Raw genomic sequence first — 21,896 nt, 5'->3', positions numbered from 1 at the left:
GGTTGTCACCTCGCGTCGAGACGCCGTCCGTCTCCGCTTCCCGTGCCGCATCCCTCGGATGCCGTGCACCCGATCCTCTGGATCCCTCCGTGCGAGCTCGGCTCGCGCGATTCTTTCCGCTCTTCTCTTCTCGGAGCCTCCGCATGAGCACTCTGCCCACGCGCGCGCCGCACTCTGCATCGGCCGCGCCCGCCCCTCTCACCATCCCCGTCACCGACCACCCGGTCGGCCGCCTCGACCGACTGACCCTGCGTCTCGGCCTCTGGCTGCTGACCCGTCACGCCGCCCGGATCCACGCGATCGAGCGGCGTGCCGCCGCCGCCCACCGGGCACGGCAGCACGACGCCCAGCGCACCCAGCGCGAACGCGACTGGTATCGCGCCGCCGCGCTGCAGCGTCCGCCGGCCTGACCCGGCAGTGCCGTCCCCTCGGGGGCGGCACTGCTCGCCCCCTTCTCCCCCGTAAGAAAGACACACACGACATGACTTCGCTCCCCGCCGGCCTCGAGCTGCGCCCCCTGCACGTGCCGATCTCGATCGATGCCCCCGATGCCGCCGACTTCCGCGAGATGGCCCGGGTGCGGAACCTCGTCTACGCCGAGATCTCCGGACACGACGACAACTCCATGCCCGCCGACGAGCTGCTGCCGGCGTATCAGCCCGACCCCGCTCAGGTGCGTTACTGCTGGTTGGCCGTGCTCGACGGTGAGGTCGTGGGCCGTGCCTCACTCGACCTGCCGCAGGAAGAGGGGGCGCGCACCGGGTTCTGGCTCGTGGAGCTCCGACGCTCCGCCTGGAACCGCGGCATCGGCCGCGCCGCCTTCGCCCTGATCGAGCGCACCGCGCGCGAGCATCACCGCACCGTGCTGCAGGCCTGGGCCGAGCACCCCGAGACCGACGGACCGCGGCTGGACGCACCGACCGGATTCGGCTCCGTCCCGCGCGACCACGCGGCGCGCTTCTTCCTGGCCTCGGGGAGCACCCTCGAGCAGGTCATGCGCGTCAGCAGCCTCGACCTCGCCGACGCCGCACCGCGGGTGCGGGACCTCCTCGACGAGGCCGAGCGCGCGGCCCGCGGCTATCGCGTCGTGCAGTGGGCGCTCCCGACCCCCGACGAGTTCGTCGAGTCCTTCGCCGCGATGAAGTCCCGCATGGTCACCGACGCCCCCTCGGCCGACCTCGAGTTCGACGAGGAGGTGTGGGATGCCGCACGCGTCCGCCGCTTCGAGGCGACTTACCTCGACGCCGGTCGCCACATGCTCATCACCGCCGCGCAGCACGTGGACTCCGGGGAGCTGGCGGCGTTCACCGAACTCGTCATCGGCAAGGACCGCACGGCGATGTCGCATCAGGAGGACACCCTTGTCACGGCCCCCCACCGCGGCCACCGCCTGGGGATGCTGGTGAAGTGCGCCGCCCTGCAGGCCTGGCGCGAGATCGCCCCCGACTCTCCGCGGGTGATGACGTACAACGCCGAAGAGAACCGCCCGATGCTGTCGATCAACGAGCGCATCGGGTTCGTTCCGGTCGCCTACGAGGGCGTATGGAAAAAGGTGCTCGACTGACGTCCGCCTGACCGGGAGAGGTTCCCGCGCGTCCCGCGAACCGCGGCGCGCGGGAACCGGGCGCCGGCGGGTCGCTCACCGCACGCGCTGGCAGTGCGGACAGAAGTGGCTCGAGCGGTTCATGAACGACACGCGCACGATCGGGCGCCCGCATCGCGGGCACGGTTGCCCGGTGCGGCCGTAGGCGTTGAGCGAGTGCGCGAAGTACCCGGCCTGCCCGTTCACGTTGACGTACTGCGCGTCGAAGCTCGTCCCGCCCTCGGCGAGGGCCTTCTCGAGCACGGCCTGCACCTCGGCCAGCAGACGGTTCACGGCACGGGTCGACAGAGCCGACGCCGCGGTCTCGGGGTGGATGCGCGCGGCCCACAGCGACTCGTCGGCGTAGATGTTGCCGATGCCGCTGGCCACGGTCTGATCCAGCAGCACGCGCTTGATGCCCGACGCGGTGCGCGCCAGACGCGCGCGGAAGCGGTCGGCGCGGAAGGCGGGGTCGAGGGGATCGCGAGCGATGTGGGCCACCTGCGTCGGCACCCGGGCGAGGTCGGATCCACGCCCCGCCGCAGCGCCGTCGGCGGTGTCCACGAGGGTGTCGACCGCGAGCGAGCCGAACGTGCGCTGGTCGGCGAAGACCACCGACAGTGGCCCGTGCACGGGATGCTCGAGCTCGATGCGGATGCGCTCGTGACGCTCCTCGGGCGCCCCGGGAACACGAAGCAGCATCTGACCGCTCATGCCCAGGTGGGTGACGATGGCCTCGGTGTCGGAGACCGGCATCCACAGGAATTTGCCCCGGCGCACCGCCGACGAGATGCGGCGACCTGCGAGCTGGGCTTCGAAGTGCGCGGCTCCCCCGGTGTGCCGGGTGAGGGCGCGCTCGTCGCGCACGTCGACCGACGCGATGACGGCGCCGGTGACCGCGGGTTCGAGTCCCGCGCGGACGACCTCGACCTCGGGGAGTTCAGGCACGCGCGTCGAGTTCGCGCCAGGCGGTGAGGGCGGCGGCCATCTCCGCCTGCTTCTTGCTCGACCCCGCACCCGTGGTCACGACCTCGCCGACGGTCACGGTGGCCGTGAAGCGACGGTCGTGGTCGGGCCCGGTCGCCTCGACGCCGTAGACGGGCGCCGGAAGCCCCAGTCGCGCGGCGATCTCTTGCAGGCTGGTCTTCGGGTCCATCGCCGCGCCGTACCGCTCAGGGTCGGCGAAGAGCGGTTCGACCAGGCGCAGCACCATGTCGGTGGCGGCATCCGGTCCCGCCGAGAGGAACGTCGCCCCGATCACGGCTTCCATGGTGTCGGCGAGGATCGAATCCTTGTCACGACCGCCGGTCAGGATCTCGCCCCGGCCGAGCCGCACGTGATCGCCGAGGCCGATGGTGCGCGCCACCTCGGCGAGGGCCACGGTCGACACGACGCTCGCGCGTCGCTTGGCGAGGCTTCCCTCGTCGAGATCCGGATGCCGGGAGAACAGCCGCACGGTCACGGCTTGGCCCAGCACCGAGTCGCCGAGGAACTCGAGACGTTCGTTGTGCGGGATGGCGCCGTTCTCGTAAGCGAACGAGCGGTGGGTCAGGGCAAGCGAGAGAAGCTCGGGGTCGATGTCGACCCCGAGCTTCTCGGTGAGCGCTGAGCGCCCGACGGTGTTTCGCGTCACGGTGTTTCGCGTCACAGTGTTCCGCGTCGCAGTGTCTCGTCGCGGGCGACGATCAGACGTCGGCGACCTTGCGGCCCTTGTACTCCATGAAGAGTTCGGTGCCCTGCGAGTCGGTGACGACCTTGGCCTGGTGGGGGCGGCTGTAGACGACCTTGCCGTTCTCGATGGTCTTCACCAGCGGAGTGGGTTCGGCCTTCCACTGCGCGCGGCGCGAGCGGGTGTTCGAGCGGGAGACTTTCCGCTTCGGGGGGTTACCTGCCATGGCTAGCTCTTCTCTGTCTTGGGGGCGGCGCGGAGCGCATCGCCGTCGTCTGGGGTGTACTGCTGGAGCGCAGCCCATCGAGGATCAACGGACGTCTGCTCCGTGTCGCCGGTGCTTTCCGTCAGCCTCTCGCCCGTATTCGGGTCGAGCCCGGGGCAGTCCGGCTGACACACCGGCTGGAACGGAAGCGACAGGACAATCGTGTCCCGGACCAGATTTTCAAGATCCACGTGGTCGTCTTGAACGTCGAAGTCACTCGCTTCGTTTCCAGGATACGTGAAAAGTTCCTGGAACTCGACTTCGACAGGCTCCTCGATGTCGATGAGGCATCGGCCGCACACGCCGGTGGCGGTGGTGTCGACGGTGCCGGACACGAGGATGCCCTCGTGCACCGACTCCAGACGCACCTCGATCTCGAGGGGCTCGGCCTCGGGGATCGAGACGAGTCCTTCACCCCACTTCTCGGGCGCGGGGATGTCGAGGCTGTGCTCGCGCATCTCTCCCGCGTGGTGCTCGATGTCACGTACGGGGAGTTGGAAGGGACCGGGTCGGCGGGTTCTCACGGTCGTCCATGCTACCCGCGCGCCCCTGAACACGGGCCGGATGCCGCGTCGCGACCCGCCGCGGACCGGTGGGACCCGCGGTCAGAGCCCGCGTGCCCCGGTGTCGAGGAAACGGGCGACGGCCGGGGGGACGTACGGCGACACGTCGCCGCCGAGCCCCGCGACCTGTCGCACGAGCGAGCTCGACACGAGCGCGTGCGAGGGATCGGGCAGCAGGAACACCGTCTCGACGTGGGCGAGGTCGCGGTTGACGATCGCCATCGGGGTCTCGTAGGCCACGTCCACCTGCGAACGGATGCCCTTCACGAGAACTCGGGCGCCGACCTCGGTGGCGTAGTCGACCAGGAGCCCCATGCTCCAGGCCGCCACGATGACGTCGCCCTCGATCCCGGCCTCCGAGATCGACTGCTCCACCAGCGACTGCCGCTGCGCGAGGGGCAGCATCGCCTCTTTGCCCGGATTGTGCACGACCAGCACGTGGAGCTGATCGAACAGCCCCGCCGCGCGGCGGATCACATCGAGGTGACCGAGGGTCGGCGGGTCGAACGAGCCGGGGACGACGGCGATCCGGGGGTTCATGCCGTCAGCCTACCGACGACGCCCCGCACCCGGCCCGCGCCGTCACGACTTCGCGAGCGCCGCCCGCTCCTCCACGCCGACGCGGCGCTCGAGCGCGGCCGCCAAACCGGGATGCCGCTCCAGCGTCGGATCGTCGGCCAGCAGCCGCTCCCCCTCGGCGCGGGCTTCGGTGATGAGATCGGCATCGGTCACCACGCGCAGCAGTCGCAGCGACGAGCGCACGCCCGACTGCGCCCCGCCGAGCACATCGCCCTCGCCCCGCAGCTCGAGATCGACCTCGGCCAGCGCGAAGCCGTCGAGCGTGCTCGCCACGGCCTCGACGCGAGACCGCGACGACGAACCTGGAGACGCCTCGGTAACCAGCAGACACAGGCCCGGCACCCCGCCGCGTCCCACGCGTCCGCGGAGCTGGTGGAGTTGCGACACCCCGAAGCGATCGGCCTCGAGGATCACCATGGTCGAGGCGTTCGGCACGTCGACGCCCACCTCGATCACGGTCGTGGCCACGAGGACGTCGATGTCGCCGCGCGCGAAGGCCTGCATGACCGCGTCCTTCTCGTCGGCCGGCAGCTTGCCGTGCAGGATCTGCACGCGGATGTCCGCGAACGACGGCATACGCGACAGCATCTCTTCGACCTGCACGACGCCCCACCGCGTGCGGCCGCTCTCGGCGGCGGCCGCCGCGGCCGGGGCGTCGGCGGGTTCGTCGGTCTTCTCGTCGGCGGCGAGCTGTTCGGCATCGATGGCCGCGCACACGACGAACGCCTGGCGTCCGAGACGCACCTCTTCGGCCACCCGGTCCCACACCCGCGCGAACCACCCGGGCTTCTCGGCCAGCGGAGCCACGAACGATTGGATGCCGGCACGCCCGGCCGGCATGGTGCGGATGGTCGAGACATCGAGATCGCCGAACACCGTCATGGCGACGGTGCGCGGGATCGGCGTCGCCGTGAGCACGAGCGTGTGCGGCGATTCGCCCTTGGAGCGCAGTGCCTCGCGCTGCTCGACACCGAAGCGATGCTGTTCGTCGACGACGACGAAGCCCAGCTCGGCGAAGGTCGTGCGGGCGCTGAGCAACGCGTGGGTGCCCACGACGATGCGGGCCTGCCCCGAGGCCACCCGGAGGGCGGCCTTGCGGCGCTCGGCGGCGGGCAGCTGGCCGGTGAGCAGGGTCGGCATGAGCTCGGGCGCGAGCTCGGGGCCCAGCATGCGGGCGATGGAGCGCAGGTGCTGAGCGGCGAGCACTTCGGTGGGGGCGATGAGCGCTGACTGCCCGCCCGACTCGGCGACCTGCAGCATCGCGCGCAGGGCGACGAGCGTCTTGCCCGACCCCACCTCGCCCTGCACGAGCCGGTTCATGGGCCAGTCGCCGATCATGTCGGCGGCGATCCGGGCACCCACGCTTCGCTGGTCGGGGGTGAGCTCGAACGGCAGGATCGCGTCGAATCGCTCGAGCAGCCCGCCCGCGGCGGCGGGACGCTTCGTGGCCGACAGGGCCCGCACGAACTGCCGCTGCTGCAGCAAGGCGGTCTGCAGCACGAAGGCCTCGTGCATGCGCAGCGTCGCCACGGCCGGAGCGATGTCGTCGTCGTCTTCGGGCCGGTGGATGTGCTCGAGCGCCGTGCGGGCGTCGACGAGTCCCCGGCGTGCCCGCAGGTCGTCGGGCAGCGGATCGTCGATGTCGCCCACGGCGTCGAGCACGAGCGAGATGGTCTTCTGCACGAGGGGGCTGGGGACCGAGCTGGTGGCCGGGTAGATCGGGATGGGGCGCTTGGCGGTGACCTCGGCCTCGGCCCGGGCCTCGGCGATGTCGTCGAACAGCTCGTAGTCGGGGTTGGTGAGCTGCGTCTGCCGCCGGTACTCGCCGACCTTGCCCGAGAAGATGCCCCGGCGACCCGGGGTGAGCTCTTTCAGGCGCCACGGCTGATTGAAGAACGTCAGCGACATACGCCCGTCGCCGTCGCTGATCACGACCTCGAGCAGCGACCCGCGGCGGTTCTGCATGCGCCGCTCGCTCGCGCTCACGACCTCGGCCACGATGGTCACGGGCTCACCGAGCGGCAGGGTCGCGATCGGCGTGAGCTCGCCACGTCGGGCGTAGCGACGCGGGTAGTGCTCGAGGAGTTCGCCCACGGTCTTCATGCCGAACGCGCGATCGAACGCGGCCGCCGTCTTGCCGCCGATGACACCGTCGAGACGGGAGGCGAGCGTGAGAGCGGGCATGCTCCGAGTCTAGGGAGAGCCGCCGACACCGCCGGCCGACCCCACGGGGCTGTGCATACGGGCGCGGTGATCGGCCGCACCGAGCCTAGGCTGAGACCGTGACGCGCATCATCTCCGGCCGCGCCGGCGGCACCGTCCTCGACGTCCCCCCGAAGGGCACCCGTCCCACCAGCGACCGCGTTCGCGAGTCGCTGTTCGGCGCGCTGGAGTCGGCGGGGCTGCTCGACGACGCCCGCGTCGCCGACCTGTACGCCGGCTCCGGGGCCCTCGGGCTCGAGAGCCTCAGCCGCGGAGCCGCCTCCGCGGATCTCGTGGAGCTGTCGGCCCCCGCGGCCGCGTTGATCCGCACGAACGCGGACCGCCTGCGCTCGGCCGGGGTGACCGCCCCCGCGCGGGTGCACCGCGCGAACGTGACGACGTTCCTGTCGGCATCCACCGCCGAGTGGGACCTCGTCTTCCTCGACCCGCCCTACGACCTCGGCGACGACGAGCTGACCCGGGCACTGGTCGCTTTGGCGCCCCGTCTGAGCGCGGATGCCACGGTCATCGTCGAGCGGGCCACGCGCTCGCCCGCGCCCGACTGGGCGGCCGCCGGCCTCGAGGCCGAGCGCGACCGCGCCTACGGCGACACGACCATGTGGTGGGGCCGACCGACGCTCTGACGCCGGCGCTCCCGGGCTGGTGCGGGGCGTCGCCGGCCCGCGCCGACGACGACACGGCCCACTGGCCCCGGACGGCGTCGGTGATCAGCCGCGACCCGCGTCCCAATCGCGGTAGGGATCCCAGCCGGCGCGCCCCGTCCACGCGCGGCCGTCCACCGTGACGGCGTCGGCGCCGCGCGGCACGACGGTTCCCACGCGATGACCGAGCGGCTCGGCATCCGGGGCGAAGGTGACGAGGAAGCCGTGGTCCTCCCCGCCCGCGAGCGCGAGGGCCGGGTTCTCGCCCAGGGTGGCGGAGTCGAAGGCCACCGTCACGCCGGAGGCGTCGGCCAGGCGGGTGGCGTCGAGAGCGAGGCCGTCCGACACGTCCATCATCGCCGTCGCCCCCGCGTCGGCCGCGCGCAGAGCCTCGGCGAGCGGCGGGCGCGGAGCGAGCTGTCGCGACAGGGCCAGGGCGTCGACGGCGCTGAGCGCCGCGCGCGTGTCGTCGGTGACGGGCAGCGGCGCGCCCTGGGCGTCGGTGAACCGCCCGAAGAGCACCTCGAGGCCGCGCGCCGCGAGCCCGAGCTCGCCGATGACGTAGACACCGTCGCCCGCCCGTGCGCCCGATCGGCGCACCGGCTCCCGACCGTCGAGGCTGCCGAGCGCGGTCACCGCGATGGTCAGCGTGTCCGAGACCGTGAGGTCGCCGCCCTCGACCGCGCAGCCGGGGGCGAGTTCCGCGCACGCGGCCGCGAGTCCGTCGGCGAATCCGCGCACGAACGAGACCGGTGTCGACTCGGGCATCGCCAGGGCGACGAGCAGCGCGATCGGTCGCGCCCCCATCGCGGCCACGTCGGCGAGGTTCACGGCCGCCGACTTGAAGCCCAGGTCGAAGGGCGACGACCACGCCAGCCGGAAGTCGGGGCCGTGCACCAGGGTGTCGGTCGTCGCGACCACGCGCCCATCGGGCACCACGAGCACGGCCGCGTCGTCGCCCGGACCCACCGGCGCCGTCGAGGGCGGAAGGCGGTCGAGGATGCCCCGCAGGATCTGCCCCTCGGACAGCTCTCCCACGGTGGTCTCACGGGTGGTCTCGGCGTCGGTCACCCCTCCACGCTATTAGCCTGGAGGGGTGCCCCGCTCAACTCGGACCCTCGCGCTCCTCGCCGCCGTCGCCCTGATCCCGGGGCTCGCGGCGTGCAGCACGACCGTGCCGATGCAGCCCGCGAAGCTCGCCAACGACGCCGCGTGCGCCGAGGTCGTCTCGCGTCTGCCGGCCTCGATCTCGGGGCAGGACCGCCGCTGGACCGATGCGCAGGCGACCGGCGCCTGGGGCGACCCGGCCGCGATCCTCATGACCTGCGGCCTCGAAGCCCCCGGCCCCTCGACGCTGCCGTGCCGCTCGTTCGACGGCGTGGACTGGATCGTCGACGAGTCGCAGGCCGACCAGAACCGGTACACCCTGACGACGTTCGGGCGTCAGCCCGCCGTCCAGGTCTTCCTCGACTACGACATCGCGAGCAGTGGCGACGTCGCCCAGGCGCTGGGCCCGCTCATCCGCCAGTACCTGCCCGCCACCGGTTCGGTGTGCACCTCGGTCTCGGACGCGACACCCGCGCCGACCCCGACGCCCTGACCGGCGCGACCGCACGCCGCGCGCGGCGCCCCCGTCGGCGACGCTCCGGCCGGTGCCCGTCGACGTGCGTCAGACCCGCTCGAGCGCCGCGTCGAGAAGGTCGCTGATGAGGTCGGGATACGTGAGACCCGAGGCGATCCAACAGGTGGGGAACATCGAGATCGGGGTGAAGCCCGGCATCGTGTTCACCTCGTTCACGTAGAACTCGGTGCCCGTGTAGAAGAAGTCGACGCGCGCGAGGCCCTGCCCGCCGATCGCCTCGAAGGCCTGGGCGGCGATGCGCTGCATCTCGGCGAGCTCACCGTCGCCGAGCTCCGCGGGACACACGAGATCGACGCCGGGGGCATCGAGGTACTTGGCCTCGAAGTCGTAGAACTCGCGCCCCGTGACCACGATCTCTCCGGCGACGCTCACGCGCACCGCTCCCCCGTCTCGCCCGGGCAGCACGCCGCACTCGAGCTCGCGCCCGACGATGGTCTGCTCGACGAGCGCGAGGACGTCTTCGGCGAAGGCGGTCTCGAGCGCCGCATCGAGGTCTTCCCAGCGCGACACCTTCGTGACGCCGACGCTCGAGCCAGCCTGGTTCGGCTTCACGAACACCGGAAGGTCGAGGGCGCGCATGCGGCGCTCCCACAGCGCCCGGTCGCGGGCGAGGTCGGCGCGCGTGACCGCGACCCACGGCACGACCGGGACGTTCGCCGAGCGCAGCACGCGCTTGGTGACGTTCTTGTTCATCCCGATCGCCGACATGAGCACCCCGGCGCCGGCGTAGGGGATGCCGAGCAGCTCGAGAAGGCCCTGCACCGTTCCGTCTTCGCCGAAGCGGCCGTGGAGGATGGGCATCACCACGTCGACCTCGCCGAGGGACCGGATGCCATCGGCATCCGTCACCGTCCACTCCCGCGAGAGCGTCGAGTCGGGCATCCGCACGCGGGTGCCGTTGTCGACCACCTGGGGCAGGGCCTCGGGGCGCAGGGCGAACTTGTCGGGATCGTCGTCTTCGAGCACGAAGGCGCCGTCGCGGGTGATCCCGACCGGGATCACCTCGAAACGCTCACGGTCGATCGACCGCAGAACCCCGCCCGCCGTGGCGGAACTGATCGAATGCTCGCTGGAGCGCCCGCCGAAGAGCACCACCACCACCGGTTTGGTCATTCTGCGTCCTCTCGCCCTGCGGCTGATCGTCGTCTGTCGTGAGGTGCGGCGCGATGTCGCGCGGGTCCATGGTGCCGTCGAGCACCATCTTCACCTGCTGCACGATGGGCATGTCGACACCGACCTGCTTCGCCAGCTGCAGCACCGGGGCGACGGAGGCCAGCCCCTCGGCGGTCTGCTGCATCTGCGCGACCACCTCTTTGTAGCCGTATCCCTGACCGAGCAGGCGCCCCGCGGTGTTGTTCCGGCTGAGCGGCGACTGGCACGTCGCGATCAGATCGCCGAGCCCCGCGAGCCCCTGGAGCGTCTCGGGTTGCGCGCCCTGGGCGACCGCGAAGTCGGTCATCTCGACGAGGCCGCGCGTGATGATCGACGCCTTCGTGTTCTCTCCGTAGCCGACGCCGTCGACGATGCCGATGGCGACGGCGATGAGGTTCTTCAGCACTCCGCCGAACTCGGTGCCGATGACGTCGGTGTTGACGAAGGAGCGGAAGTACCGGTTGCGCGCACGACGGGCCACCGCTTCGGCGGTCTCGGGGCTGAGCGAGCTGATGACCGCCGCGGTCGGTTGCTCGCGTGCGATCTCGAGGGCGAGGTTCGGGCCGGATGCCACCGCGATCCGCGCCGGGTCGCACTCGAGCACCTGTGCGATGACCTGGCTCATGCGCAGCCCGGTCGTCTTCTCGACGCCCTTCATGAGAGAGACGATGGGCACGTCGGTGTGCTGCACGAGCGGTTTGATGGCGGCGAGGTTCTCGCGCAGCGATTGGCTGGGAACCGAGAGGTAGATCTGCTCGGCGCCGGTGAGCGCCTCGGCGAGGTCGGTGGTCGCCGTCATGGTGCGCGGCAGGTTGATCCCGGCGAGATAGCGGCTGTTGCGCTTCGATTCGGTGATCTCGGCCGCGAGCTCGGCGCGTCGGGCCCACATGACCACCGAGGCGCCCCCGTCGGCCAGGATCTTGCCGAAGGTGGTCCCCCAGCTCCCGGCGCCGACGACGGCGACCTTGGGGCCGGCGAGGGGTGGCGCATTCCTACGGCTCAAGGCGCCCCGTCTCGTTCTGCCCGTGCTGCGACGGGTTCCACCGCTCGGCGGGGGCGGGAAGACCCCGGATGCCGGAGAGCAGGGCCGTGATCCGATTCATCATCGCGTCGGTCGCGCGGGTGAGCGTCGCCGGGTGCGTCGGGGTCGCCCGGTACTCGCTCATGTCCATGGCCGGACCGAACTCCACGATGACGTGCGAACGCCGGGGGAAGCGCAGCTTGCCGTAGCGGGGCAGGATCTGCTGCACGCCCCACTGCGCCATCGGGATGAGCGGCAGGTCGGCGGCGAGGGCCAGGCGCACCGCGCCGGTCTTGCCCCGCATCGGCCACAGGTCGGGGTCGCGCGTGAGCGTGCCCTCGGCGTACACGATGACGCCGCGGCCGTCGCGCGCGATCTGTTCGGCGGCCTTCATCGACTGGTTCGCGCTGGTCGACGCGCGGGGCACGGGCACCATGCCCGTGGCCTTCAGCGCGGCACCCAGCACGGGCACCTTGAAGAGGCTCTCTTTGGCCAGGAACCGGGGAGCCCGACCCAGCCGCCAGACGGCGACCGCAACGATCACGGGATCGAACTCGGAGTTGTGGTTGGGAGCGATCACGTACGCACCCTCACGAGGGAGGTTCTCGGCCCCGCGGATCTCGATCCGCGCGAACAGACCCGTGATCGGGACGATGATCGCCGCGAGCGGCCAGAAGGCGCTCGGGCGGCTCTTCTCGGAGGAAGCGGCCACGCCCGTCACCCCACGACGCGGAAGTCGGCGTCGAGAGCGGTGAGCTTCTCGAGGAACTTCTCGTAGCCGCGGCGGATGATGCCGATGTTGCGCACCGTCGACTCGCCCTCGGCCGCCAGCGCGGCGATGACGTAGCTGTAGCCGCCGCGCAGGTCGGGAACCTCGACGTCGGCCCCGTGCAGGGGCGTCGGGCCGTTGATGACGGCCGCCTGCTCGAGATCGCGACGCGGGACGCGCCGGTCGGCGCTCGAGAGCCCCTTGGGGTGCACGACGATGTCGGCGCCCATCTTGTTGAGGGCCTCGGTGAAACCGAGTCGGTTCTCGTAGACGGTCTCGTGCACGGTGGAGGTTCCCGACGCCTGGGTGAGCGCCACGATGAGCGGCTGCTGCCAGTCGGTCATGAAGCCCGGGTGCACGTCGGTCTCGACCATGACGGGCTTGAGCGACTCGCCACGACGGAACAGGATGCCGTCCTCGCGGACGTCGAACCATCCGCCGGCCTTGCGGAAGACGTTGAGGAAGGTCAGCATGTCCTGCTGGCGGGCGCCCTTGGCGAAGATCTCGCCGTCGGTCGCCAGCGCCGCACACGCCCAGGACGCGGCTTCGTTGCGGTCGAAGATCGCGCGGTGGTCGTAGCCGTCGAGCTTGTCGACGCCCTCGATGAAGATGACGCGGTTGGGCTCGTACGAGATGATCGCGCCCATCTTCTGCAGCACCGCGATGAGATCCATGATCTCGGGCTCGATGGCGGCGTTGCGCAGCTCCGTCACGCCCTTGGCGCGGACCGCGGTGAGCAGCACCTGCTCGGTCGCCCCGACGCTCGGGTACGGCAGCGTGATGTTCGCTCCGTGCAGGCCGTTCGGGGCCGTGATGCGGATGCCCTCGTAGCTCTTGTCGACGACCGCACCGAAGGCGCGGAGCGCGTCCATGTGGAAGTTGATCGGACGGTCGCCGATGCGGCATCCACCGAGGTCGGGAATGAGCGCCTCGCCGAGAAGGTGCAGCAGCGGTCCGCAGAACAGGATCGGGATGCGCGAGGCGCCCGCGTGCGCGTCGATCTCTTCGAAGTGCGCGGCGACCGCGCCCGAGGGATCGAGGTGCAGCGTGCCCTCTTCGTCGCCCTCGGTCACGGTCACGCCGTGCACCTCGAGGAGCGAACGCACGACCTTCACGTCGCTGATCATGGGCACGTCGCGCAGCGTGCTGGTGGTGCCGCCGAGAAGGGCTGCGACCATCGCCTTGGTGACGAGGTTCTTGGCCCCCTTGACCTCGACGGTGCCGCGCAGCGGGCGACCGCCGCGGATCGTGAGGGTCTCGGCCGCTTCCCAGTCGGGCTGTCCGGGGTTCTGATCTGCGGAATCGGTGACGAGTGTGCTCATAGGGGGGTGGACCTCACTTCGTGGACGAGGGGCGGCGAATCGAACCGATCGGGTCGATCGGATTCAGCGGACCGGGAGGGTCCGTGGCCGCCATGCCTCGCGGCGCGCCTCGAACTGCGTGATCTTGTCTTCGTCACGCAGCGTGAGCCCGATGTCGTCGAGCCCTTCGAGAAGCCGCCACCTAGTGTAATCGTCGATCTCGAACGAGACCTGGAGGTCGCCGACCGTGGCGGTCTTGGCCTGCAGATCGACGGTCATCTCGATACCGGGCTGCGCCTCGATGGCGGCCCAGATGCGCTCGACCTCGTTCTCGGTGATCACGCCCGTGACCAGGCCCTGCTTGCCCGAGTTGCCGCGGAAGATGTCGGCGAACTTGGGGCTCAGCACCACCTTGAACCCGTAGTCGCGCAGCGCCCACACGGCGTGTTCGCGGCTCGAGCCGGTGCCGAAGTCGGGACCGGCGACGAGTACGGATGCCGAACGGTAGGCGTCCTGGTTGAGGAGGAACTCGGGATCCTGGCGCCAGTTGGCGAACAGGGCGTCTTCGAAGCCCGTCTTGGTGACGCGCTTGAGGTAGACCGCCGGGATGATCTGGTCGGTGTCGACGGCCGAGCGCTTCAGGGGCGCAGCGATACCGGTGTGCGTGGTGAACTTGTCCATGTCAGGCCTCCGCCCCGGTCGAAACGATCTCATCGGTGCGGGCGGCACCGCCGGTGATCAGGGTGCCGTCGCTCGCGATCGCGTCGAGGTCGGCGGGGCTCGAGAGCGTGCCACGCACGGCGGTGGCCGCGGCGACGAGCGGCGACACCAGGTGCGTGCGGCCGCCCTTGCCCTGGCGTCCCTCGAAGTTGCGGTTCGAGGTCGAGGCGCAGCGCTCGCCCGGCGCCAGCTGGTCGGGGTTCATGCCGAGGCACATCGAGCACCCGGCGAAGCGCCACTCGGCGCCGAAGTCGATGAAGACCTTGTCGAGGCCCTCGGCCTCGGCCTCGAGGCGCACGCGCGCGGAGCCCGGCACGACCATCACGCGCACGTTCTCGGCCTTGGTGCGGCCCTGGATCACCGAGGCGAAGGCGCGCAGGTCTTCGATGCGGCTGTTGGTGCACGAGCCCATGAACACGGCATCCACGGGGATGTCCTTCATGGGGGTGCCCGCCGCCAGATCCATGTACTCCAGCGCCCGTTCGGCGGCCGCGCGCTCGTTCGGGTCGGTGATGTCGGAGGGGGTCGGCACGACGTCCGACAGCGACACGCCCTGACCGGGGTTCGTGCCCCAGGTGACGAAGGGCTCGAGGTCGGCGGCGTCGAGGAAGACCTCGGCGTCGTACACCGCACCCTCGTCGCTCGGGAGCGTGCGCCAGTACGCGACAGCCTCGTCCCAGTCCGCGCCCTGCGGCGCGTGCGGCTTGTCCTTGACGTAGGCGAAGGTCGTCTCGTCGGGCGCGATCATGCCGGCGCGGGCGCCGGCCTCGATCGACATGTTGCACATCGTCATGCGCCCCTCCATCGAGAGGGACCGGATCGCGCTGCCGCGGAACTCGAGCACGTAGCCCTGGCCGCCGTTGGCGCCGATCTTGGCGATGATCGCGAGGATGATGTCTTTCGCCGTGACGCCCGGGCGCAGGTCGCCCTCGACGGTGATGCCCATCGTCTTGAAGGGCTTGAGCGGAAGCGTCTGCGTGGCGAGCACGTGCTCGACCTCGCTGGTGCCGATGCCGAACGCCATCGCCCCGAACGCCCCGTGGGTGGAGGTGTGGGAGTCACCGCAGACGACGGTGACGCCGGGCATGGTGAGGCCGAGCTGCGGGCCCACGACGTGCACGATGCCCTGCTCCTTGTCGCCCAGGGAGTGCAGGCGCACGCCGAACTCGGCCGCGTTGCGACGCAGCGTCTCGATCTGCGTGCGGCTGGTGAGGTCGGCGATCGGCTTGTCGATGTCGAGGGTGGGGGTGTTGTGGTCCTCGGTCGCGATCGTCAGGTCCAGCCGGCGCACCGGCCGGCCCTCGGCGCGCAGGCCGTCGAAGGCCTGGGGGCTGGTGACCTCGTGCACGAGGTGCAGGTCGATGTAGATGAGGTCGGGCTGGCCGTTCTCGCCCTTGACGACGAGGTGGTCGTCCCAGACCTTCTCGGCCAGGGTGCGAGGACGATCCGGAATCCGGATGCCGTCGATCGATGCGCTGCTCATGGTTTGCGTTTCTCCTCGGGAGGGGTGTGAGGCCCGCGACGAACTCCGCGACGAGAAAGGCCTAGAACAAGGTCTCGTCGCGGCCGCTAAGGAGGAGGCCGGCGATCCGCACCTCGCCACGATACCACCGGCGACACCGGCACAGCCTTCGCCGCCGGCGTCGATCGCGAGGCCGTCGGCGGCGCGGGAGGGAGAGCGCGCGGCGTCGACGACGTAACACGGCGCCGCACGTTTGGGCGCTCCCCGGCCCCGCGTGAAAGCCTGTCGACACGCCGCAGGAAGGAGCGTGCCGCATGGCCGCGAACGCAGAACCGGGATTCTCGACCCGACAGGTGCACGTGGGCGCCTCGACCGTGTCCGCATCGCCGCGCGCGCTCCCGATCTACCTGACGGCCGGCTTCACGTTCACCGATCTCGACGAGTCCGCCGAGCACTTCGGCACGGGCGCCGGCTTCGGCTACACCCGCACGGGCAACCCCACCGTCCAGGCGGTCGAGGAGCGTCTCGCCTCTCTCGAGGGCGGCGACCAGGCCGTGCTCGTCTCGAGCGGACAGGCCGCCGTCACCGTCGCCCTGCTCGCGCTCGCGGGCGCCGGCGATCACGTCGTCGTGTCGGAGCACATCTACGAGGGCAGCCGCGGACTCCTGCTCGACAACCTCGCCCGCCTGGGGATCGAGACGACCTTCGTCGACGCCTCCGACCTCGACGCGTGGCGGGATGCCATCACCCCGCGCACGCGCGCCTTCTTCGCCGAGACGCTCTCCAACGCCCGTAACGACGTGCTCGACATCGCCGCGGTCTCGACGATCGGGCGGCAGCACGGCATCCCCCTCGTCGTGGACAGCACGTTCACCACCCCGTACCTCCTGCGGCCCCTCGAGCACGGCGCGGCCGTGGTCGTGCACTCGGCGAGCAAGTTCCTCGCCGGTCAGGGGGCCGTGCTCGGTGGCGTCATCGTCGACGACGGACGCTTCGACGCGGCGGCCTCGGGACACCGGTTCCCCCACCTCGTGCAGACCGACCGCCTGGGCGGGGCGAGCTACGCCGAGAAGCACGGCGGACGCGCGCGCGGGGCCTACATCCGCGAGAGCGTCGCCCCGCGGTTCGGTCCCTCGCCGTCGCCGCTCAACGCCTTCCTGATCGGCCAGGGCATCGAGACCCTCAGCCTGCGCGTCGAGCGGCAGTCGCAGAACGCCCTCGCCGTGGCGCGGTGGCTGGAGGAGCGCCCCGAGGTCGAGCGCGTCGACCACGTGGGCCTGGCATCGCACCCGCACCACGAGCTCGGTGCGCGCTACCTGCGCCGCGGCAGCGGCTCGGTGTTCACCGTGACCCTCCGCGGCGGTCTCGAAGCGGTCCGCCACGTCGTGCAATCGGTCGAGGTGATCACGCACATGACCCACCTGGGCGATGTGCGCTCGCTCGTGCTGCACCCGCAGAGCACCTCGCACGCCGCGCGCACGGTCGCCGAGCGCGAGCGCGCGGGGGTCTTCCCGGGCACGCTGCGCTTCTCGATCGGGATCGAAGACATCGACGACCTGCTCGCCGACCTCGCTCAGGCGCTCGACGGTCTCGCCGGGCTCTCGTCGGACGTCGAGCGAGAGGTGGTCGTGCTGTGAGCCGTCTGCAGCACTTCGGCTGGTTCCTCGCCCGCGGCTTCGGCCCCCACGGGTGGGGCCACCCCTACCTGCGGTGGAACCACCGGTGGACGGAGCCCGGGCTCTACCAGGACTCCGCCCGCACCCTGGAGCAGGCGGGCTTCGATCTGCTGATCATCGAAGACGCCCCCTCGCTGGGCAGTGCCGAGACCATCGACCTCCGCGTGCGCCACGCGTTCGGCGGCCCCAAGCACGATCCGCTGCTGCTCGCCCCCTACCTCTTCGCCGCCACGCGGCACCTCGGCGTCGTGCCCACGGTCAACCCGGCGGCGTACCTGCCGTACACGGCCGCCCGGCAGTTCGCGACCCTTCAGCACCTGAGCGGGCACCGCCTCGGGCTGAACGTGGTGACCGACACCGGCAGCGCCCGGCACTTCTCCCCCGCCCCGCAGCTCGGACACGACGCGGCCTACGACCGCGCCGAGGAGTGGCTCAGCGGCATCCGGGACCTCTGGCGCAGCTGGGGTGAGGGCGCGCTTGTGGAGGACGAGCGCAGCGGCGTCTACGCCGACGGGACGAAACTGCACGCCACGCGTCACCGCGGCGAGCACTTCGGCTTCGACGGTCCGCTGAACGCCGTTCCCTTCACCGACGGCGAGCCGGCGATCGTGTCACCCGGCGGATCCGGGCGGGGCCTGTCGTTCGCCGGGCACAACTCCGATGTGCAACTGGCGCTCGCCCCCCTCGACGAGGCGAGCATCCGCGCCTACCGCGGACGCGTCCACGCTGCGGCGGAAGCCGCGGGGCGCTCGGCCGACGACATCAAGATCCTGTTCGCCATCCAACCCGTGCTCGTGTCGTCGCCGGAGGAAGCCGACCGCCTGGTCGCGGCATCCGCCCACCCCGACGACGAGGCGCTGATCGCGATCGCCCGCAAGCAGTCGAGCGACCTCGAGACCGATCTGACGGCCCTCGATCTGGACCGCCCACTGGACCGGTCGATCTTCGGCGAGCACGTGTCGGAGGGCAGCATCCGGCGACTCGTCGGGAAGCACGACGACGACGCGCCGCTGCGCACACTGCTGGGCGCCCACGCACGCCTCGGACGACTGAACGACGGCAGCGGCTTCGTGGGGACGGCCGACGAGTTCGCCGACCGCATCGAAGAGCTCGGCACCTGGGGCAACGACGGCGTGCTGCTGTGGGGCGACCTGCACCCGGTCACCGTGCACCGCGTGCTCGACGACCTGGTCCCGATCCTGCGTCGGCGCGGCATTCTGCGCGAGGAGTACGTCGACGGCGGCCTGCACGCGAACCTCCGCGCGTTCTGAGCGCCCCGGCGCGACACCGTGTCCCACTTCGTGCAGGAAATCAGTCATCCACCCGCACAAAGTGGGACACGCCACAGAGCGCCGCCCCAGCCTCGCGCGTGATGTCCCACTTGGTGCAGAAAGACCGGCGTTCACCTGCACGAAGTGGGACACGCCCGCCTCGGGGCTGACGCGTGTGCCCAGGAGGGCGTGCGAGGCGAAACGTCAGTCGCGCTCGGGGTGCTCCACCGTCGTCGGGGTGCCCTTCTCGTCGGCGACGTCGGCCGCGGCATCCTGTGCGCCGACGGCGGCGGGCTCGCGACGGGCGGCGATCAGGCTGGCGACGGTGGCGACCGCCATCGACACGATGATCACGGCGAGCGACACCCACGTCGAGATCTCCGGCGCCCATTCGATCGGTTCGCCGTTGTTGAGGAAGGGCAGCTCGTTGACGTGCATCGCGTGGAAGACGAGCTTCACGCCGATGAACGCCAGGATGAACGCGATCCCGTAGTGCAGGTACTTGAGGCGATCGAGCAGGTCGCCGAGCAGGAAGTAGAGCTGGCGCAGCCCCATCAGCGCGAAGAGGTTCGCGGTGAAGACGATGAACGGGCTCTGCGTGATGCCGAAGATCGCCGGGATCGAGTCGATCGCGAACAGCAGATCGGTGACGCCGATCGCGACGAAGACGATGATCATCGGGGTGAACAGCTTCTTGCCGTCGACGCGCGTGACGATCTTCTTGCCGTCGTACGCGTCGCTCATCGGCAGGGCGCGGCGCAGCGTCCGCACGATGAGGTTCTCTTTCTGCGAGTCGCCGTCGTGTTCGGAGCCGGGGAACGCCTGGCGGATCGCGGTGTAGACCAGGAAGGCGCCGAAGAGGTAGAAGATCGGGCTGAAGTTCTCGATGATGGTGGCGCCCACGAGGATGAACGCCCCGCGCAGGATCAGCGCGATGATGATGCCCACCATCAGCACCTCCTGCTGATAGCGCCGGGGCACGGCGAACTGCCCCATGATCAGCACGAACACGAAGAGGTTGTCGATCGACAGGCTGTACTCGGTCAACCACCCGGCGACGAACTGCCCGGCGACCTCTCCCCCGGCGACGATCCACAGCACACCCGCGAAGATCAGGGCGAGCGTGACGTAGAACACGACCCACAGCGTCGATTCCTTCGCCGCGGGGATGTGCGGGCGCTTGAGGATGATGAGCAGGTCGGCGACCAGGATCAGCACCAGGACCACCAGAGTGACCGTCTGGAAGACGGGGTCGAGCTGCAGCTCCATGGCGGGGCCTTTCGTCGGGGAAACGCTCGATTCTATCGGGTGCCCGGCTCCGGCCCCGCCCCTCGTCCCCACCGGATGCGAGACGATCACGCGCGGGCGGACACCTCTCAGTGAGAGAGTGCTCACGGGAATCGACCGGGAGCGGGACGGATGCCATGACCCACGACGTCATCGACGACAGGGCCCTCGTGGCGCGCGCCGCCGGCGGGTCGGAGGTCGCGTACCGCGAGCTGTACCGCGCGTACGCGCGTCCGGTGTACTGGATCGCCTTCGGCCTGGTGGGCGATGCGAGCGACGCGGAAGACGTCGTGCAAGAGACGTTCGTGGTCGCGTGGCGGAAGATCCCGTCGTTGCGACTGGAGGGGGCGTCGCTCCTCCCCTGGCTCGCGACGGTGTGCCGGCTGCAGGCGCAGAACCGCCTGCGGGCGCGTCGGCGCCACGGATCGCACGCGGCGCTGGACGACGAGATCCCCGCGGTCATCGACGTCGAGGCGCAGGTCGTGCAGGCCCAGACGGTGGCGGCCATCCTCGCGGCCGTCGACCGCCTGAGCGAGCTGGACCGCGAGATCTTCCGACTGTGCGCCGCGGAGGGGTACGGCTACGAGGCCGCCGCCGCGGAGCTCGGCGTATCCCACGGCACCGTGCGCAACCGCCTCTCCCGTATCCGCTCCCGGGTACGCGCCACCGCGATGGAGACCGAGACCCCATGACCAGCCCCACCCTGCCCTCGCTTCCCGCGGATCGCGTGGATGCCATCGAGAACGCCGTCTTCGCACGCATCGGCCACGAGCGCGACCGCGTGCGTCGACGCCGTCGCGGTATCTGGACGGGGGTCGGAGCAGCCGCCGCCGTCGTGGTGATCGCGGCCGTGGTCGGCCCCACCCTGACCACCTCCCAGAGCTCCGGCGGGTCGGCGGCGGCCGGCTCCGGCGCGGCAGAGGGCGTCCCGTGGGCCGGCGAACGGTTCGACGCCGGAAGTGTCGACAGTGCGCCCGCAGCCCCGGGCCAGGAGGCGGCCGCGGGGTCGGGCGCAGCGGGAGACTCCTCGGTCGCACTCGACGCGGGCACTCGAGACGCCGGCACCCGGGACATCGTCGCCACCGGGTCGAGCACCGTGGAGGTCGACGATCTCACCGCGGCGATCGACACGATCTCGGCCACGGCGACGAGCGTCGGCGGATACGTCGAGTCGTCCCAGCTGGGCGGTGGGGCGATGGGCCTGCCGATCGACGGCTCCGCCGCCATGTCACCGACGTCGTCGGGCTGGATCACCGTGCGCGTACCCGCCGACACCCTCACCTCGGTGATGGACGGCCTTCGCGAGGTCGGCGAGGTCACGGCGACGAGCGTCACCCGCTCCGACGTGACCGAGCAAGCCGTCGACCTGCGTGCCCGGGTGTCGGCCGGAGAGACCTCGGTGGCGCGCCTCACCGAACTCCTCGCCCAAGCGGCATCGGTGTCCGACCTCATCACCGCGGAGTCCGCACTCGCGGAGCGTCAGGCGCAACTCGACAGCGACCGGCAGGTGCTGCAGTCGGTCGAGTCGCAGGTGGCGATGTCGACGCTGAGCGTGCAACTGACCGAGCCCGCGGCATCCGTCACCGCCGACCCCGCCGGCTTCGGCGACGGGCTCATCGCCGGCTGGAACGGCCTCGTCGCGACGCTGAACGGCGTCGTCATCGGCCTGGGGTTCCTGCTGCCGTGGATCGCCGTCGCGGGAGTCGTCTTCGCCGTGGTCTGGGGGACGCGTCGCCTGGTGCGTCGGCGCCGCGCCGCGAGCGAGGATTGAGACGGGTTCAGGCCCGGAGCCGCGCGGGCGCGCCACCGAGGCGCAAGAAACCGAGACACGAAAAAGGCCCCGACCACATGGTCGGAGCCTTTTTCTCTGTGGTGACCCCAGCGGGATTCGAACCCGCGTTACCGCCGTGAGAGGGCAGCGTACTAGGCCGCTATACGATGGGGCCGCTTCGCAACCGTTCAAGTATGCACCACGAATTGCGCGCACGCAAAATCGGGGCCGGAACCACCAAATTCCCGGGCGTGTCCGGCCACGGTACCGCGAGAACGCGGCGGGCGGAAGAGCCGATAGCC

Annotated in this window: 22 protein-coding genes and 1 tRNA gene; 8 read left to right on the top strand and 15 right to left on the bottom strand. The window is 70.8% G+C overall.

Annotation, left to right across the window (positions count from 1 at the left end):
- The first annotated feature begins 143 nt into the window (after nt 1-143).
- Entirely contained in the window at nt 144-410 is a 267-nt protein-coding gene (locus tag IFR11_RS01100; protein WP_070409772.1) for a hypothetical protein, read from the top strand.
- A gap of 71 nt (nt 411-481) precedes the next feature.
- Entirely contained in the window at nt 482-1,564 is a 1,083-nt protein-coding gene (locus IFR11_RS01095; RefSeq protein ID WP_191914947.1) for a GNAT family N-acetyltransferase, read from the top strand.
- A gap of 75 nt (nt 1,565-1,639) precedes the next feature.
- On the opposite strand, the gene mutM is transcribed toward IFR11_RS01095, so the two are convergent.
- The 6 genes from mutM to IFR11_RS01065 form a co-directional block, all read right to left on the bottom strand.
- On the bottom strand, nt 1,640-2,530 hold the full coding sequence (gene mutM / locus IFR11_RS01090; RefSeq protein WP_191914946.1) for a bifunctional DNA-formamidopyrimidine glycosylase/DNA-(apurinic or apyrimidinic site) lyase: 891 nt from the start codon (nt 2,528-2,530) through the stop codon (nt 1,640-1,642).
- The gene (gene rnc / locus IFR11_RS01085) at nt 2,523-3,215 is read right to left on the bottom strand and encodes a ribonuclease III (RefSeq protein ID WP_191914945.1); all 693 of its coding nucleotides are present in this window, start codon (nt 3,213-3,215) and stop codon (nt 2,523-2,525) included. Before rnc ends, mutM begins: the two co-directional genes overlap by 8 nt.
- A gap of 52 nt (nt 3,216-3,267) precedes the next feature.
- Nucleotides 3,268-3,477: a 50S ribosomal protein L32 gene (rpmF, locus tag IFR11_RS01080; RefSeq protein ID WP_055836618.1), complete on the bottom strand. Its 210-nt coding sequence runs from the start codon at nt 3,475-3,477 to the stop codon at nt 3,268-3,270.
- Nucleotides 3,478-3,479: 2 nt separating this feature from the next.
- Nucleotides 3,480-3,974 carry a YceD family protein gene (locus tag IFR11_RS01075; RefSeq protein WP_055836614.1) on the bottom strand — a complete coding sequence of 165 codons (495 nt, stop codon included), beginning with the start codon at nt 3,972-3,974 and terminating at the stop codon, nt 3,480-3,482.
- A gap of 147 nt (nt 3,975-4,121) precedes the next feature.
- On the bottom strand, nt 4,122-4,619 hold the full coding sequence (gene coaD, locus IFR11_RS01070) for a pantetheine-phosphate adenylyltransferase (protein WP_191914944.1): 498 nt from the start codon (nt 4,617-4,619) through the stop codon (nt 4,122-4,124).
- Nucleotides 4,620-4,661: 42 nt separating this feature from the next.
- Nucleotides 4,662-6,842, bottom strand: a complete 2,181-nt coding sequence (locus tag IFR11_RS01065; RefSeq protein ID WP_191914943.1) for an ATP-dependent DNA helicase RecG — start codon at nt 6,840-6,842, stop codon at nt 4,662-4,664.
- 98 nt (nt 6,843-6,940) lie between these two features.
- Between IFR11_RS01065 and IFR11_RS01060 the strand changes: the two genes are divergently transcribed.
- Entirely contained in the window at nt 6,941-7,504 is a 564-nt protein-coding gene (locus tag IFR11_RS01060) for an RsmD family RNA methyltransferase (RefSeq protein WP_191914942.1), read from the top strand.
- Nucleotides 7,505-7,588: 84 nt separating this feature from the next.
- Here the strand turns inward: IFR11_RS01060 and thiL are convergent, their stop codons facing one another.
- Entirely contained in the window at nt 7,589-8,593 is a 1,005-nt protein-coding gene (gene thiL, locus IFR11_RS01055; protein WP_191914941.1) for a thiamine-phosphate kinase, read from the bottom strand.
- Nucleotides 8,594-8,618: 25 nt separating this feature from the next.
- On the opposite strand from thiL, the gene IFR11_RS01050 reads away from it, so the two are divergent.
- Nucleotides 8,619-9,122, top strand: a complete 504-nt coding sequence (locus IFR11_RS01050; RefSeq protein WP_055836600.1) for a DUF3515 family protein — start codon at nt 8,619-8,621, stop codon at nt 9,120-9,122.
- 69 nt (nt 9,123-9,191) lie between these two features.
- Here IFR11_RS01050 and IFR11_RS01045 read toward each other — a convergent pair whose 3' ends face one another.
- From IFR11_RS01045 to leuC, 6 genes are all read right to left on the bottom strand, one after another.
- Nucleotides 9,192-10,277 carry a D-alanine--D-alanine ligase family protein gene (locus IFR11_RS01045; protein WP_055836596.1) on the bottom strand — a complete coding sequence of 362 codons (1,086 nt, stop codon included), beginning with the start codon at nt 10,275-10,277 and terminating at the stop codon, nt 9,192-9,194.
- Nucleotides 10,177-11,319 carry an NAD(P)H-dependent glycerol-3-phosphate dehydrogenase gene (locus IFR11_RS01040; protein ID WP_055836593.1) on the bottom strand — a complete coding sequence of 381 codons (1,143 nt, stop codon included), beginning with the start codon at nt 11,317-11,319 and terminating at the stop codon, nt 10,177-10,179. The genes IFR11_RS01045 and IFR11_RS01040 overlap by 101 nt, the downstream gene beginning before the upstream one ends.
- On the bottom strand, nt 11,309-12,049 hold the full coding sequence (locus IFR11_RS01035) for a lysophospholipid acyltransferase family protein (RefSeq protein WP_082509674.1): 741 nt from the start codon (nt 12,047-12,049) through the stop codon (nt 11,309-11,311). The genes IFR11_RS01040 and IFR11_RS01035 overlap by 11 nt, the downstream gene beginning before the upstream one ends.
- 5 nt (nt 12,050-12,054) lie before the next feature.
- Nucleotides 12,055-13,428 (bottom strand): UDP-N-acetylglucosamine 1-carboxyvinyltransferase, encoded by a 1,374-nt coding sequence (murA, locus tag IFR11_RS01030; RefSeq protein WP_055836587.1) that lies wholly within the window; start codon nt 13,426-13,428, stop codon nt 12,055-12,057.
- A gap of 63 nt (nt 13,429-13,491) precedes the next feature.
- A complete protein-coding gene (gene leuD / locus IFR11_RS01025) occupies nt 13,492-14,088 on the bottom strand; it encodes a 3-isopropylmalate dehydratase small subunit (protein WP_055939793.1) in 597 nt (198 codons plus the stop codon).
- 1 nt (nt 14,089) lies between these two features.
- The gene (gene leuC / locus IFR11_RS01020; RefSeq protein WP_244630509.1) at nt 14,090-15,610 is read right to left on the bottom strand and encodes a 3-isopropylmalate dehydratase large subunit; all 1,521 of its coding nucleotides are present in this window, start codon (nt 15,608-15,610) and stop codon (nt 14,090-14,092) included.
- A 293-nt stretch (nt 15,611-15,903) separates the two neighbouring features.
- On the opposite strand from leuC, the gene IFR11_RS01015 reads away from it, so the two are divergent.
- Both IFR11_RS01015 and IFR11_RS01010 read left to right on the top strand, forming a co-directional pair.
- Nucleotides 15,904-17,226, top strand: a complete 1,323-nt coding sequence (locus IFR11_RS01015) for an O-acetylhomoserine aminocarboxypropyltransferase/cysteine synthase family protein (RefSeq protein ID WP_191914940.1) — start codon at nt 15,904-15,906, stop codon at nt 17,224-17,226.
- The gene (locus IFR11_RS01010; protein ID WP_191914939.1) at nt 17,223-18,536 is read left to right on the top strand and encodes an LLM class flavin-dependent oxidoreductase; all 1,314 of its coding nucleotides are present in this window, start codon (nt 17,223-17,225) and stop codon (nt 18,534-18,536) included. The genes IFR11_RS01015 and IFR11_RS01010 overlap by 4 nt, the downstream gene beginning before the upstream one ends.
- Nucleotides 18,537-18,740: 204 nt before the next feature.
- Here the strand turns inward: IFR11_RS01010 and IFR11_RS01005 are convergent, their stop codons facing one another.
- Nucleotides 18,741-19,805 (bottom strand): TerC family protein, encoded by a 1,065-nt coding sequence (locus IFR11_RS01005; RefSeq protein ID WP_191914938.1) that lies wholly within the window; start codon nt 19,803-19,805, stop codon nt 18,741-18,743.
- Nucleotides 19,806-19,960: 155 nt separating this feature from the next.
- Between IFR11_RS01005 and IFR11_RS01000 the strand changes: the two genes are divergently transcribed.
- Nucleotides 19,961-20,515, top strand: coding sequence for an RNA polymerase sigma factor (locus IFR11_RS01000; protein ID WP_191914937.1), 555 nt, complete (start codon nt 19,961-19,963; stop codon nt 20,513-20,515).
- The gene (locus IFR11_RS00995) at nt 20,512-21,594 is read left to right on the top strand and encodes a DUF4349 domain-containing protein (protein WP_191914936.1); all 1,083 of its coding nucleotides are present in this window, start codon (nt 20,512-20,514) and stop codon (nt 21,592-21,594) included. Before IFR11_RS01000 ends, IFR11_RS00995 begins: the two co-directional genes overlap by 4 nt.
- Before the next feature lie 99 nt (nt 21,595-21,693).
- Here IFR11_RS00995 and IFR11_RS00990 read toward each other — a convergent pair.
- Nucleotides 21,694-21,769, bottom strand: a tRNA-Glu gene (locus tag IFR11_RS00990).
- Nucleotides 21,770-21,896 lie beyond the last annotated feature (127 nt).

The organism is Microbacterium sp. CFBP 8801 (assembly GCF_014839455.1).
Lineage (GTDB): Bacteria > Actinomycetota > Actinomycetes > Actinomycetales > Microbacteriaceae > Microbacterium.
This window is presented reverse-complemented; position numbering and strand designations above follow the sequence as displayed.

Bases quoted from the DNA above. Each gene is read 5' to 3' on its own strand.
- IFR11_RS01100 (WP_070409772.1), top strand. From the start codon at position 144: ATGAGCACTCTGCCCACGCGCGCGCCGCACTCTGCATCGGCCGCGCCC.
- IFR11_RS01095 (WP_191914947.1), top strand. From the start codon at position 482: ATGACTTCGCTCCCCGCCGGCCTCGAGCTGCGCCCCCTGCACGTGCCG.
- rpmF (WP_055836618.1), bottom strand. From the start codon at position 3,477: ATGGCAGGTAACCCCCCGAAGCGGAAAGTCTCCCGCTCGAACACCCGC.
- IFR11_RS01075 (WP_055836614.1), bottom strand. From the start codon at position 3,974: ATGCGCGAGCACAGCCTCGACATCCCCGCGCCCGAGAAGTGGGGTGAA.
- coaD (WP_191914944.1), bottom strand. From the start codon at position 4,619: ATGAACCCCCGGATCGCCGTCGTCCCCGGCTCGTTCGACCCGCCGACC.
- IFR11_RS01065 (WP_191914943.1), bottom strand. From the start codon at position 6,842: ATGCCCGCTCTCACGCTCGCCTCCCGTCTCGACGGTGTCATCGGCGGC.
- IFR11_RS01045 (WP_055836596.1), bottom strand. From the start codon at position 10,277: ATGACCAAACCGGTGGTGGTGGTGCTCTTCGGCGGGCGCTCCAGCGAG.
- murA (WP_055836587.1), bottom strand. From the start codon at position 13,428: ATGAGCACACTCGTCACCGATTCCGCAGATCAGAACCCCGGACAGCCC.
- leuD (WP_055939793.1), bottom strand. From the start codon at position 14,088: ATGGACAAGTTCACCACGCACACCGGTATCGCTGCGCCCCTGAAGCGC.
- leuC (WP_244630509.1), bottom strand. From the start codon at position 15,610: ATGAGCAGCGCATCGATCGACGGCATCCGGATTCCGGATCGTCCTCGC.
- IFR11_RS01015 (WP_191914940.1), top strand. From the start codon at position 15,904: ATGGCCGCGAACGCAGAACCGGGATTCTCGACCCGACAGGTGCACGTG.
- IFR11_RS01005 (WP_191914938.1), bottom strand. From the start codon at position 19,805: ATGGAGCTGCAGCTCGACCCCGTCTTCCAGACGGTCACTCTGGTGGTC.
- IFR11_RS01000 (WP_191914937.1), top strand. From the start codon at position 19,961: ATGACCCACGACGTCATCGACGACAGGGCCCTCGTGGCGCGCGCCGCC.
- IFR11_RS00995 (WP_191914936.1), top strand. From the start codon at position 20,512: ATGACCAGCCCCACCCTGCCCTCGCTTCCCGCGGATCGCGTGGATGCC.